The sequence below is a fragment of the Neisseria sp. HMSC055H02 genome (assembly GCF_001813335.1).
GTDB classification, from domain to species: Bacteria; Pseudomonadota; Gammaproteobacteria; order Burkholderiales; family Neisseriaceae; genus Neisseria; species Neisseria sicca_C.
Genome location: NZ_KV812097.1, coordinates 49,082 through 61,624, shown reverse-complemented (window position 1 = coordinate 61,624; position 12,543 = coordinate 49,082). Strand labels below are relative to the sequence as shown.

Sequence of the window (12,543 nt, the reverse complement as noted above, 5' to 3'; positions counted from 1 at the left end):
GTCGTCTGAAAACTTATTTCCCCGCCTTCAATTATTACATCTGTATTTTAGTGTACCTTTGGCAGACGGTTTACGGCAAAGTGCCATTCATCGTCTCCCATAATGCCGAGAAATCCGAAGTCTTGCAGATTCAAGCGATCAGCAAGTTCTGCCCGTAAGTTATCAAACTCCGCAGGAGGAGGCTTCGGAACACTGCGCCACGTCATCGGGACATCGGAAATTTCTTGCACAATAAGCACAGGATGGCAGACATTTTTCGGAATCAGCGCAATCCTCAGGCAAAAGTTGGTTTGTCCACAACGGCAGAATGCAGATACAACACCTTTAAATTCGCCAAGAGTAAGGGAATATGGTTTTTTACCGACAAAAATTTGTCCGTCAGTATGAAAAATGATCGGAATCCCCCTATTCTGACGCCATAAGAAATACAACATCAGAAGCAGTACGATAGCGGACAAAACATAAAACCAGTTTGGAGGATTGAAAACCGCTAACACAAACAGAAGAATGCTGCCTGCCGCTGCCACAGGGCGAAACAGGGAATGCTTCCGAATTAGGACAAAGGGTTTGTGCATAAATAATACCGTTCCCATTTACAATTTAACGAAGCATTTCCTGTATCAACCTGTAACCTTCGTACCGTTTTCAGACGACCTTTCCGACAAAGGAGGTCGTCTGAAAACTTATTTCCCCGCCTTCAGTGCCGCCAATCGTTCGGCAATACGGTTGTTGCGGCTCAAGTCTTCCAATTCCTTCAATTTTGCCAACTGCGCGGCATCGGTGCTGCTGTGTACCGCGTTCTGACGACCCATCACGCGGTCGAAGGCGTTGCCGCTTTTTTCGGCATCACGGGCGATGCGGTTAAGGTCGCTGCCGCCTGCCGCTTTGCCTGCGCCCGTGCTTTGCTGCGCGGCACGCCAGTCTTGCAACTGCTGCTGCATCTCGCGTTTTTTCGCCTGCAAGGCGGCGATAAAGCCTTCAAGTTCTTTTTCCTGCGCGGCACAGTCGGCGATGGTGTTTTCCAAAACAGGCAGACGCGCTTCGATGTCCATCTGTTCGGCGATGCCCGCTTCGGCAAGATCGTCGCGCCCGGCGGCTACGGCGGCTTGCAGGTTGGCATCGATGGCTTCGTGGCGGTTGCTCTCGTCCGCCATTTTCTTGGCGGCAAGGTGTTTCTGCGCCAACACTTTGCCCAATTCGGCACGCACTTCGCCCACCGCCCGTTCGATTTCGCGGATGCTCTCGTTCATAACCGCCTCAGGCGCAAGGTTTTCCGCCGCATCAATCAGGGCATGAAAACCGCCGCTCACCAGACGGCCCACTCTGCGGGATAGGGTTTCGCTCATTTGGATTTTCCTTTCAATAAAATGTGTTTGATTTAAGTTGGCACGGGGATAATCAACCATCCGTCATTCCCGCGCAGGCGGGAATCCAGACCTTGGCGTTTTCGGAATATTCGGGCATGGCAGCCCGTACAGGAATAGCGGCAAACAAATACTTCTATTTCATGCGCCCCATTTTTTCAGACGACATCAAACCTCGCCCGCCTGCTGCACAATTTTCGCCAGTTTCAAAGTGTTTTCAAGCTGTTGCAGCACGGTATCGTCGTATGCCGCGCCTTTGCCGGTTACGGCGAGCTGCAAGATGCTGTCGGTCAGGCGGACGATGCGCCACATCAGTTCGCGTTCGTATTTCTTCAAACTGTCGAGGTCGGCTTCTTCGGGTAGGTCGGCGGCGAGCGTCGCGCCCAAGTCGGGCAACTGCTCAAACAAACGCGCCACGATATGCGAATGCCCCCCCGCCTGCTTTTCCGCGTGCAGCACGTCATGTTTCGCCGCTTGGAAAAACTGCTCCTGCGCCGTCAGCGCGGAACCGTAATCGCGCGTCTGCGTATGCGCCAAACGCGCCTGCTTGAGCAGCTCGCGGATTTTTTCAGACGGCGTATTTGCGCCTTCGATTTTTAATTCGGCAATAAAATCAGCGTCTTCTTGAGTAATTCGCACACTGACGGGGATACGGTTTGTTGCATTCATATTCGTTTGATTTGTATTCATTTGTATGCAAATGTAAAACATGGAATGACAAGATGCAATGTTCAAAACAGTTTAATTATGTAAATACCGGTCCATCTGAGAAATCATCCCTATCCGCCCTTTGTTTTCAGACGACCCTAACCCCTTATAAATACAAACAATCGACATATCCAAAGCCATAACAAATGCCGTATAATCAAGCCCCAAGTTTCCCCAGCCTTGAAGGTCGTCTGAAAACCATGCACTCAACTTACGCTACCGTACAGCGCGATTTGCTCGAAGCCAATCACCTTTCCCCTGAGCTGCTCGCCAAAAGCCTGAGCATCATCGGCGCGCATCACGTCGATTACGCCGACATTTATTGCCAGCGCACTGCTTTTGAAAGCTGGCATTTGGAAGAGGGCATCGTCAAATCGGGCAGTTTCCAAATTGATCAGGGGGTGGGCGTACGCGCTGTTTCGGGCGAAAAAACTGCTTTTGCCTATGCGGACAGTTTGTGTATCGATTCGATCAACCGTTCCGCCCAAGCCGTCCGCGTCATCGGCGCGGCAGGCGGCGAAGCTTCTGTCAAAGTCCCGTCCGCCGCATACGGCAAATCCGTCCATGCGGTGCTGAATCCCATTATCGGTCTCGATTCCGCCGCCAAAGTTGCTTTATTGAACAAAGTGGAAACGCTTGCCAAAGCCGCCGATCCGCGCATTGTGCAAGTGATGGCGGGGCTGACTTGCGAATACGACATGATTTACATTGCCCGCCTCGACGGCAGGCACGCCGCCGACATCCGTCCGATGGTGCGCCTGAACGTTACCGTCATCGCCAAACAGGGTGACCGGCGCGAACAGGGCAGTGCGGGCGGCGGCGGTCGCTACGACTTGGCTTATTTTGATGAAACTTTGGTGCGGCAGTTTGTCGATTCCGCCGTCAAACAAGCTCTGATTAATCTCGAATCCCGCCCTGCACCCGCAGGCGAAATGACCGTTGTCTTGGGCAACGGCTGGCCGGGCGTGTTGCTGCATGAAGCCGTCGGACACGGTTTGGAAGGCGATTTCAACCGCAAAGAAACCAGCGTTTTTTCAGGCAGAATCGGTGAGCGCGTTGCCGCCAAAGGCGTTACCGTCGTTGATCAGGGCGACATTGCCGACAGGCGCGGTTCGCTCAATATCGACGATGAAGGCAACGAAACACGCCGCACCGTATTGATTGAGGACGGCATCTTGGTCGGCTATATGCAGGACGAAACCAACGCCCGCCTGATGGGTACGCAATCGACCGGCAACGGCCGCCGCGAAAGCTACGCCTCCGCCCCTATGCCGCGCATGACTAATACCTTTATGGAAAACGGCGGCTACGAACCCGACGAAATCATCGCGTCCATCGATAAAGGCATTTACGCCGTCAATTTCGGCGGCGGACAGGTGGACATCACCAGCGGCAAATTCGTCTTCAGCGCATCCGAAGCATGGTGGGTCGAAGGCGGCAAACTGCAATATCCTGTCAAAGGCGCGACCATCATCGGCAACGGGCCTGAAGTGTTGAAACATGTTTCCATGATAGGCAACGATACCGCGTTGGACAGCGGTGTCGGTGTGTGCGGCAAAGACGGGCAAAGCGTTCCTGTCGGCGTCGGACAACCGACCTTGCGGATTGATTCGGGACTGACCGTCGGCGGTAGCGAGATTTAAGGCAATTAAAAATAAAACGTCGTCTGAAAACTGTATTTAAGGTTTTCAGACGACGTTTTGTAACATATTCAAGCCAACCTATATTCCCACGCACGCAGAAATAGCGGCAAGTTTGCCGTTTTAACCGCATTTCCTATTCAGAACCATTATCCACCATGAAACACCAAAATAAAATTTCTGCCTTTTTTAACACCTTATCCATCATCTTATGGATAACATCGCTTTTTTGCACTGTCTTTTTCTACGGAGAAGGGGAAGCCCATAACGGCATCTATATCTTGACGCTAGGTTCCCTCTTCAGCTGGTTTATGGGCTTCTTCAATATTGGTTATTTTGCCGTCTATGCCAATTATTTTTGGATGGCGGCAGTCATTCTGTATTGGTATCAAAAACAAATCGAAATATGGATGATGAAATGGCTGCTCGTATTTATGTGGGTCCTCGCCATACTGACTTTCTCGCTTACTACGATTCACAAAAATTCCGAAGTTATCGGCATTACTGGCTACGGTGCCGGATTCTACTTGTGGTTTGCCGCCCTCTTCTGCGCCACCATCGGCATCTTGCTAGGAAAGGACTGGCTAAAAAAACAGAAAAAGAAAACGACAGCCTAATGCCTCACGATAAAAGTCGTCTGAAACCGATTTGACATGTATTCCAAACCGATTTCCATTTTCAGACGACTCCTCCACCCTTCTCTGCCATTGATATAATAATCACTTTTTCAGACGACCTTTCCCCATGAACATCACCCAAATCCTCTCCCAAGAACTCTCCGCCACCGCCGCGCAAATCACCGCTGCCGTCGAGCTTTTGGACGACGGCGCGACCGTGCCCTTTATCGCCCGTTACCGCAAGGAAGCCACGGGCGGGCTGGACGATACGCAGCTGCGCCAGCTTGCCGAGCGGCTGCAATACCTGCGCGAGCTGGAAGAGCGCAAAGCCGTTGTTTTAAAAAGCATTGAAGAGCAAGGCAAACTTTCAGACGACCTCAGGGAGCAAATCGAAGCCGCCGACAACAAAACAGCGCTGGAAGACCTGTATCTGCCCTACAAGCCCAAACGCCGCACCAAAGCGCAAATCGCGCGCGAACACGGTTTGCAGCCGCTGGCGGACGTGCTGCTTGCCGAGCAGCCGCAGGACGTGGAAGCCGCCGCGCAAGGCTACCTGAACGAAAACGTCCCCGACGCCAAAGCCGCATTGGACGGCGCGCGCGCGATTCTGATGGAGCAGTTTGCCGAAGACGCGGAACTCATCGGCACGCTGCGCGACAAGCTGTGGAACGAAGCCGAAATCCACGCGCAAGTCGTTGAAGGCAAAGAAACCGAAGGCGAAAAATTCAGCGATTATTTCGACCACCGCGAACCCGTCCGCGCCATGCCCAGCCATCGCGCGCTGGCGGTTTTGCGCGGCCGCAACGAAGGCGTGTTGAACATCGCGCTCAAATACCAGCCCGACGACACGCCGATTACGCAGCAAAGCGAATACGAGCAAATCATCGCCCGCCGCTTCAAGGTTTCAGACGGCCACAAATGGCTGCGCGACACCGTGCGCCTGACTTGGCGCGCGAAAATCTTTTTGTCGCTGGAACTTGAAGCCTTAGGTCGTCTGAAAGAAGCCGCCGACACCGACGCGATTACCGTGTTTGCCCGCAATCTCAAAGACTTGCTGCTTGCCGCGCCCGCCGGACGGCTGACCACGCTGGGTCTCGACCCCGGCTACCGCAACGGCGTAAAATGCGCCGTGGTGGACGACACGGGCAAGCTGCTGGATACCGTCATCGTCTATTTGCACCAAGAAAACAATATGTTGGCAACGCTGTCTCGCCTGATTAAACAGCACGGCGTGAAGCTCATCGCCATCGGCAACGGCACCGCCAGCCGCGAAACCGACAAAATCGCGGGCGAACTGGTGCGCGGAATGCCGGAAATGGGGCTGCACAAAATCGTCGTGTCCGAAGCCGGCGCGTCGATTTATTCCGCGTCCGAACTGGCGGCACGCGAGTTCCCAGACTTGGACGTTTCCCTGCGCGGCGCGGTGTCCATCGCCCGCAGGCTGCAAGACCCGCTCGCCGAACTGGTCAAAATCGACCCCAAATCCATCGGCGTGGGCCAGTATCAGCACGACGTGAACCAAAGCCAGCTCGCCAAATCACTGGACGCGGTGGTCGAAGACTGCGTGAATGCCGTCGGCGTGGACGTGAACACCGCCTCCGCCCCGCTCTTGGCGCGGATTTCCGGTTTGAATCAAACCCTTGCCCAAAACATCGTCGCCTACCGCGATGAAAACGGCGCGTTCGACAGCCGCAAAAAATTGCTGAAAGTACCGCGTTTGGGCGAAAAAACCTTCGAGCAGGCGGCGGGCTTTTTGCGGATTAACGGCGGCAAAGAGCCGCTGGACGCAAGCGCCGTCCACCCCGAAGCCTATCCCGTCGTCGCCAAAATGCTGGCGCAACAAGGCATTACCGCCGCCGAACTCATCGGCAACCGCGAGCGCGTGAAGCAAATCAAAGCGTCCGACTTCACCGACGAACGCTTCGGCCTGCCGACCATTCTGGACATCCTGTCCGAGCTGGAAAAACCCGGCCGCGACCCTCGCGGCGAGTTTCAGACGGCCTCCTTCGCCGAAGGCATCCACGAAATCAGCGATTTGCAAGTCGGCATGATACTCGAAGGCGTGGTTTCCAACGTCGCCAACTTCGGCGCGTTCGTGGACATCGGCGTCCATCAGGACGGCCTAGTGCACATCTCCGCCCTGTCCAATAAGTTCGTCCAAGACCCGCGCGAAGTCGTGAAAGCCGGCGACGTGGTGAAAGTGAAAGTGCTGGAAGTCGATGCCGCCAGAAAACGCATCGCGCTGACCATGCGACTGGATGACGAGGCGGGTAGCGCAGCCAAAGGCAACAGGTCGTCTGAAACCCGACATCAGGAACGCCGCGACCGTAAACCCCAACGCAACGACCGTGCCCCGACCAATTCGGCGATGGCGGATGCGTTTGCGAAGTTGAAGCGGTAACAGTAGTCTGAAGTGCTATTTAAATTAAAACCGTTTTGAAACAAATAAATAAAATTAAATTGTAAAAAAAATCCCGTTTTTTTATCATATCGAAGCGATATAGCAAAAAAATGGGATTTTTTTATTAATTAACCGAAAACCTAAAATGTACTCGATCGAACAATTCCCTCCCGAAGCAGACCTCGAAACGGTCCCTGTCTTGAAAAAACTGAATTCCGCACATCGTTATCTGGCCGAATTAAAAGGCATCTGCCGCAGCATTCCCAACCAAGGCATTCTGATTAACACGCTGTCTTTGCAGGAAGCCAAAGACAGTTCCGAAATCGAAAATATCATTACCACCCATGACGAACTGTTCCGTGCAGGAATATCGGCAAGTCCGTCCAGTCCTGCCATCAAAGAAGTGCAAAATTATGCTTCAGCGCTGCATTGCGGCTTCGACCTTATCCAAGAACACGGAATGCTGACCAACAATCATATTTTGACGATACAGGCCGAGTTGGAAAAGAACCGTGCCGGATTCCGTCAACAGTCGGGGACGATGCTGAGAAACGACCGTGCCGGCGAAACCGTCTATACGCCGCCGCAACATACGGATGACATCATTCACCTGATGGGTAGATTGGAAGTATTTATCAACGACGACAACACGGAAAAACCTATCGATCCGCTGATCCGCATGGCGCTGCTCCACCACCAGTTTGAAAGCATTCACCCGTTTTACGACGGCAACGGCAGAACAGGCAGGATTATCAATGTGCTGTATCTGGTTTTAACCGGATTGCTGGATATTCCCGTCTTATACCTCAGCCGCTATCTGGTGCGGAACAAAAGCGAATATTACCGCCTGCTGCAACACGTACGCGATACGGGTGAATGGGAAGGTTGGCTGCTGTATATGCTGGAAGCCGTGGAACAAACCGCCAAGGACGGCATCGATACCGTGCAGCACATCCATCAGGCGATGCTGGACTACAAACACCGCATCAGGGAAAACTTCAACTTCTACAGCCAAGACCTGATTAACCACCTGTTCAATCATCCCTACACAAAAATCGATTTCCTGATGAAAACGCTGAACGTTTCCCGCCCCAGTGCCGCCAAATATCTGGACGAACTGACAGAAGGTGGATTCCTGCATAAAGAAAAGATAGGCAGAAGCAACTACTATATTAATATCGCGCTAATGAATATTTTATTACCAACTGATTGATAAAATTAGAAATTTATTTAAATATTAAATCAATATATTACTTATCTCATACCCGCTGGTTTACCCATACAAACAGGCGTATAGTTCCAAATATTACCAACCCATCATCACCACCCAAGGAGTCCAAACCATGAAACCTGTTTTGTTTGCCGCGCTGATTTCCTGTTTTTCCGTTGCTGCCTATGCGGCCTGTACCGACAGTCAGCAGCAATGTGTGATTTATAAAAATGGTAATGTCGCGGCTGAAGGCGGCTGTACGGTCAATAAGTGTCAGAATGCCGATGCGCAGGTATTGAAATGGAAGCTGAAAAACGGTAAAGGCGTAACCGTGGAGATTGGGAAAAACGGCAAGGTTTTGGTGAACAAAAAACCGGGAGCGAAGGCGAACAACAGCAACGCGGCGGGCATGGGCTTGACTTGTTATGCCGCCGATGCGGACAAACGTGAGCAGTTCTGCTCGACCAATTATTGATAAAAGCGACATGAAAAAGGTCGTCTGAACATTTTTCAGACGACCTTTCATATTTATACGGACACGCCGACTGCGCGGGCGATTGCCAACCCCTCTTCCGCACTCATGTAAACAGGGCTTTCGGGGCGGTCGCTGCGGACAATATCACCGTCTCGAAACATGACCAATTCATCAACGGCTAATTGCGACCAAGTTTCGTCGCGGGTCAAGGGCAATGTGGCAATAACGGAGACTTTGTCATTCGGGGTGGTAACTGCGGAAAAATCAATCATCACGTCATCATCCAAAAGCCGTGCCTTGCCGAAAGGAGCTTTACGCACGATATAGTGCAGTAGCGTACTGGCATGGGCAAACAGGCAGTCGCCGTTTGACATCACAAAATTGAACAATCCGAAGCGGCGAATTTCATGAGTTAGCGCAGCAACGGCATCAAACAAAGTATCGGAATCAGGTTTCTCAGCAAAGCGGCTGCGAAGCCGGTTGAGGATATAACAAAATGCACGTTCGGAGTCGGTCGTACCGACAGCATGGTAATACTCGCCTTGTTCCGGATAAAAATCAATCAAATGCCCGTTATGCGCAAAGAGCCAATATTCGCCCCACATTTCGCGCATAAAAGGATGGGTATTGGCCAAAGAAGTCTGCCCTTGCGAGGCTTTACGGATGTGGGCGATGACGTTTTCAGATTTGATTTGATAGGCGCGAACCAAGTCGGCAACCGGGGAATTTGCGCTGGGCTTATCATCGTGAAACAACCGTACACCTTTCCCTTCAAAGAAACCGATACCGAATCCATCGGCGTGATGGTCGGTAATGCCGCCGCGACGGCGAAAGCCTTCAAAGGAAAACATAATGTCCGTTGGGGTATTACAATTCATGCCGAGCAGTTGGCACATGATTTTGACCTTTATTGTTTTAATAGGAATGGAACAATCGGATTATGGTACATTGGACAGTCCGTTTCAATAGACACGATATAGCATCCTCACAAAATCAATATGAACCTTCATAGCAGCATACCCCAATAGCAAAAACCGGATTTCAAAACAAAATCCGGCCTACGATATATGCAAATTTAAAAGCAGTCATCAAAGGTATTTGGCTGCCAAATATCCTGCCGCCACCAAGCCGAACATAGCCAACACACCCAAAACAGAAACCAGAACAATCATATTGCGTTTGGAAGCAAGACCCACCAGCCTAGGATCCTGCCTCAACTCCTGCCGCAATTTGCTTTCAAGTTCCGCACGGATTTCTTTACGCAGCATCTTCTCTTCACGCTCTTTTTCAAGCTGCAGTTTATGCTCAATTTCAGCTTGTTTTTTATGCTCGAACGCCACCTTTTCCTGCCATTCGATGCGTTTGCGTTGGATAATTTGCTCGGTTGCACTGGCAAAATGAAAATGGCAAACGGCACATTCCTCTGCCGCCACATCCTCAGTTATCGTCATACAAACGGGGCATTGCTTTAAAGAAACTTCCTCGTTTTCATCTTCAGTCTCACTGCTTACCTGCAACTCCATGGATTGACGCACAATAACATCAAGCCCCAAGTAGTTGAAATACTGCTGCGCATTCTCACGTTCATCCTGTGTGCAATTTTCAGCAATAATCGCTTGCGGACGCTCAGAAAGAGCCTGAACCAAGTCTTCTGCTTCTTTTTCCGGCAAATTATCATATAAGCATGAGTTGATACGCTCACGATCGACATCTGGAGGATAAGAAACATAAACATCGTAAAGTTTGTCAGATTTTTTCATTGTTATCCTAGAACAAACCGAACTTTTAATCCCATTCACGGAAACCGGCTTGATTTTGCTTATACCATGATACACGGCAGCGATCCGTCAACCTATCATCTGACTTAGACACTACTCCCGAAACTTCCTAAACTACCCAACTATCTGATAATTAGCTTTGGGTATGCAACCTATCGGCACCAAGCTGAATGTAAATCAAATAACAGATAGTACATGAGTAAATATTCCCAAAGGGAATTATAGATTATAAGACAGATGATTTTTATTGGAAAGCAATTACAAACGAAAGGCCGTTTGTATAAACAAACGGCCTTTTTTATCTACATATGGCTCAAACTGAGAAGGATGACCCGCAACCGCAAGTCGTTTCTGCATTCGGATTACGAATAACAAATTGCGATCCTTGCAAACTTTCAGTGTAATCAATTTCCGCACCAACCAAATATTGGTAGCTCATCGGGTCCACCAAGAAAGTCAGGCCGTTTTTCTGAATTTCAAAATCGTCATCATTTTTGATTTCATCAAAAGTAAAACCATACTGGAATCCCGAACAACCTCCGCCATTAACAAACACGCGTAATTTCAAATCGGGATTGTTTTCTTCTGCAATCAAATCGGCAACCTTGGTACAGCAGCTATCAGTGAAAATAATTGGACTTTCGTCTGACATGATGTGTTTCCTTTTATATGAATATTTTCGATATTGTCCTGCAAACCTTAACCTAAAGCAAGTCTGCCCTCAGATTGACCGGCATCAAGAGTTGCAGCTTCACGGACTTCTCCATGCAAGATGGAGTCCACTTCTATATTTATCAATAGAGATAAAAACCATAAACCACTACTTAACAAGTCGTCTGAAAATACAAGGACTACACCATTCAAATATTTCGCCCGAACCACTCGACACGCCCGATAATGGCAACATCGTCAGTCAAATTATTCAAATCAATTTCAAAAGTCGGATAAGCCTCATTGGCGGAAATCACATTCACCACCCCGCCTGGCATCAGCTGTAATCGTTTTACCAACAAATTCTCATTAAGCCTCAAAACGTACAGCCCATCCTTCGGCGCAGTCTCAGCATGATTGATTAAAATAGTATCCCCATCATTCAAAACCCCTTCCATAGAATCCCCCTTGACCGAAATAACGGAAAGGTTTTTAGTATCACGGGTAACATAATTTTCTACCCAATACCGACGGAATGCCATGGTAAAAACAGGTTTTTCATCACCTACTAACCGCCCATGTCCGGCGGCAGCCTGAATATCATAACGCGGAACAAAGACAAACTCGTCGATATCAACCAGATTACCCAATGTATCATAAGCAACTGCAGTAGAAGACGGAACTTGCACATTAGGGAACGGACTCCCCTCCCCAGTCAACAGCCAGTCAATACTGCAACCTTTCAGTTGTTTGATTTTTTTTAGAGTTTCCGATTTCGGCAAACCGCCTTCGTTCCAAATCCTACTAAATCCCGCAATGGTCATATCAATGTCTGCGGCAATTTTGGCTTGGCGCGCTTCGTCTTTCCACAAAAACACCAATCTGTCTTTAAATGTATCCATATCGATCCTCAGGCTGAAATGTGCCTCCTACAATGAAGCACTTGTGGGTTTATTTTACCTTAGTTTTATTAAAAATGTAAGAAAAATATTAGTTGAATTAAGAAAAAGTATTGCATTTTTTGTTTTTGCTTAGTATGATTCTTCCAACGCTTCAAAAAAACCAGGCCTTCTTCAGCCATAATCAGGTAAAACATGGCATATATTACGATGATTGTAATCAGATTTTCATGAAGCAAAGGCTGTTTGACACAAGCAAGTAAGAAAAATCTTAGTTTTATTTGATTGGAGGATATAATGACCCGTTACCGTAAAAATGCATGGCTCGCCGTTGCTGCCTTCGTTTTAGGATTTTTGGCATTTCCTTTCAGTTATTCAGAAGCCCATCAATCTTCCGAACAACATCTCTCTGCCGAGATGTGCGACCGCCTTAGCGGAATGGCCTCCGACAAAATGGACGGTATCCAATTATCCGTCGCCCAAGAATGCGATACACTCGAAGCATCACACGATTGGGAACAACAATACGGCGGGTTGAACGAACATGAGATAATTGCAGGAATTGTGTACGAATAACTGCTGCATTTCCGGAACTGTGCAGTTTTATAGAATGCCGATACCTACTTTTTCAAACCAAAGCTTTTCAGACGACCTTCTATGTCGTCTGAAAATACTTTCTCCGACCCAACTAGGCATTTATATCCAACGTACAGGCATGAGGCTAACAAACCGGTTGGATCCGTACTGAAATATTGACCACTACTGTATATTTAAGGGTCGTCTGAAAATTTTCAGACGAC

General features: G+C 49.4%; 13 protein-coding genes. 6 read left to right on the top strand and 7 right to left on the bottom strand.

Annotation, left to right across the window (positions count from 1 at the left end):
• Positions 1-47 precede the first annotated feature (47 nt).
• From HMPREF2907_RS07715 to HMPREF2907_RS07705, 3 genes are all read right to left on the bottom strand, one after another.
• On the bottom strand, positions 48-575 hold the full coding sequence (locus tag HMPREF2907_RS07715; RefSeq protein WP_070681823.1) for a hypothetical protein: 528 nt from the start codon (positions 573-575) through the stop codon (positions 48-50).
• Between the two features lie 108 nt (positions 576-683).
• Positions 684-1,346: a PspA/IM30 family protein gene (locus HMPREF2907_RS07710; protein ID WP_070681820.1), complete on the bottom strand. Its 663-nt coding sequence runs from the start codon at positions 1,344-1,346 to the stop codon at positions 684-686.
• A gap of 186 nt (positions 1,347-1,532) precedes the next feature.
• Positions 1,533-2,033: a hypothetical protein gene (locus HMPREF2907_RS07705; RefSeq protein WP_070681817.1), complete on the bottom strand. Its 501-nt coding sequence runs from the start codon at positions 2,031-2,033 to the stop codon at positions 1,533-1,535.
• A 185-nt stretch (positions 2,034-2,218) separates the two neighbouring features.
• Here HMPREF2907_RS07705 and tldD point away from each other — a divergent pair, with 185 nt between their 5' ends.
• The 5 genes from tldD (at position 2,219) to HMPREF2907_RS07680 (ending at position 8,415) form a co-directional block, all read left to right on the top strand.
• On the top strand, positions 2,219-3,715 hold the full coding sequence (gene tldD / locus HMPREF2907_RS07700; protein WP_210388597.1) for a metalloprotease TldD: 1,497 nt from the start codon (positions 2,219-2,221) through the stop codon (positions 3,713-3,715).
• A gap of 155 nt (positions 3,716-3,870) precedes the next feature.
• A complete protein-coding gene (locus HMPREF2907_RS07695) occupies positions 3,871-4,329 on the top strand; it encodes a hypothetical protein (RefSeq protein ID WP_039409704.1) in 459 nt (152 codons plus the stop codon).
• Positions 4,330-4,456: 127 nt separating this feature from the next.
• Positions 4,457-6,730 (top strand): Tex family protein, encoded by a 2,274-nt coding sequence (locus HMPREF2907_RS07690; protein WP_070681814.1) that lies wholly within the window; start codon positions 4,457-4,459, stop codon positions 6,728-6,730.
• Positions 6,731-6,875: 145 nt separating this feature from the next.
• Positions 6,876-7,943, top strand: a complete 1,068-nt coding sequence (locus tag HMPREF2907_RS07685) for a Fic family protein (protein WP_070681811.1) — start codon at positions 6,876-6,878, stop codon at positions 7,941-7,943.
• A 130-nt stretch (positions 7,944-8,073) separates the two neighbouring features.
• Positions 8,074-8,415 carry a hypothetical protein gene (locus HMPREF2907_RS07680; protein WP_049227947.1) on the top strand — a complete coding sequence of 114 codons (342 nt, stop codon included), beginning with the start codon at positions 8,074-8,076 and terminating at the stop codon, positions 8,413-8,415.
• 53 nt (positions 8,416-8,468) lie between these two features.
• Here HMPREF2907_RS07680 and HMPREF2907_RS07675 read toward each other — a convergent pair whose 3' ends face one another.
• The 4 genes from HMPREF2907_RS07675 to HMPREF2907_RS07660 form a co-directional block, all read right to left on the bottom strand.
• Positions 8,469-9,311 carry a class II glutamine amidotransferase gene (locus HMPREF2907_RS07675; RefSeq protein ID WP_039408243.1) on the bottom strand — a complete coding sequence of 281 codons (843 nt, stop codon included), beginning with the start codon at positions 9,309-9,311 and terminating at the stop codon, positions 8,469-8,471.
• A 192-nt stretch (positions 9,312-9,503) separates the two neighbouring features.
• Entirely contained in the window at positions 9,504-10,175 is a 672-nt protein-coding gene (locus tag HMPREF2907_RS07670) for a hypothetical protein (RefSeq protein WP_070681808.1), read from the bottom strand.
• 331 nt (positions 10,176-10,506) lie between these two features.
• The gene (gene erpA, locus HMPREF2907_RS07665; RefSeq protein WP_003680162.1) at positions 10,507-10,845 is read right to left on the bottom strand and encodes an iron-sulfur cluster insertion protein ErpA; all 339 of its coding nucleotides are present in this window, start codon (positions 10,843-10,845) and stop codon (positions 10,507-10,509) included.
• Positions 10,846-11,053: 208 nt separating this feature from the next.
• The gene (locus HMPREF2907_RS07660) at positions 11,054-11,746 is read right to left on the bottom strand and encodes a S24 family peptidase (RefSeq protein WP_070681805.1); all 693 of its coding nucleotides are present in this window, start codon (positions 11,744-11,746) and stop codon (positions 11,054-11,056) included.
• A gap of 294 nt (positions 11,747-12,040) precedes the next feature.
• Here HMPREF2907_RS07660 and HMPREF2907_RS07655 point away from each other — a divergent pair, with 294 nt between their 5' ends.
• Positions 12,041-12,319, top strand: coding sequence for a hypothetical protein (locus HMPREF2907_RS07655; protein ID WP_060974903.1), 279 nt, complete (start codon positions 12,041-12,043; stop codon positions 12,317-12,319).
• Positions 12,320-12,543: the final 224 nt, after the last annotated feature.

Coding starts and splice junctions, on each gene's coding strand:
- HMPREF2907_RS07715 (WP_070681823.1), bottom strand. CDS start 575: ATGCACAAACCCTTTGTCCTAATTCGGAAGCATTCCCTGTTTCGCCCT.
- HMPREF2907_RS07710 (WP_070681820.1), bottom strand. CDS start 1,346: ATGAGCGAAACCCTATCCCGCAGAGTGGGCCGTCTGGTGAGCGGCGGT.
- HMPREF2907_RS07705 (WP_070681817.1), bottom strand. CDS start 2,033: ATGAATGCAACAAACCGTATCCCCGTCAGTGTGCGAATTACTCAAGAA.
- tldD (WP_210388597.1), top strand. CDS start 2,219: ATGCCGTATAATCAAGCCCCAAGTTTCCCCAGCCTTGAAGGTCGTCTG.
- HMPREF2907_RS07695 (WP_039409704.1), top strand. CDS start 3,871: ATGAAACACCAAAATAAAATTTCTGCCTTTTTTAACACCTTATCCATC.
- HMPREF2907_RS07690 (WP_070681814.1), top strand. CDS start 4,457: ATGAACATCACCCAAATCCTCTCCCAAGAACTCTCCGCCACCGCCGCG.
- HMPREF2907_RS07685 (WP_070681811.1), top strand. CDS start 6,876: ATGTACTCGATCGAACAATTCCCTCCCGAAGCAGACCTCGAAACGGTC.
- HMPREF2907_RS07680 (WP_049227947.1), top strand. CDS start 8,074: ATGAAACCTGTTTTGTTTGCCGCGCTGATTTCCTGTTTTTCCGTTGCT.
- HMPREF2907_RS07675 (WP_039408243.1), bottom strand. CDS start 9,311: ATGTGCCAACTGCTCGGCATGAATTGTAATACCCCAACGGACATTATG.
- HMPREF2907_RS07670 (WP_070681808.1), bottom strand. CDS start 10,175: ATGAAAAAATCTGACAAACTTTACGATGTTTATGTTTCTTATCCTCCA.
- erpA (WP_003680162.1), bottom strand. CDS start 10,845: ATGTCAGACGAAAGTCCAATTATTTTCACTGATAGCTGCTGTACCAAG.
- HMPREF2907_RS07660 (WP_070681805.1), bottom strand. CDS start 11,746: ATGGATACATTTAAAGACAGATTGGTGTTTTTGTGGAAAGACGAAGCG.
- HMPREF2907_RS07655 (WP_060974903.1), top strand. CDS start 12,041: ATGACCCGTTACCGTAAAAATGCATGGCTCGCCGTTGCTGCCTTCGTT.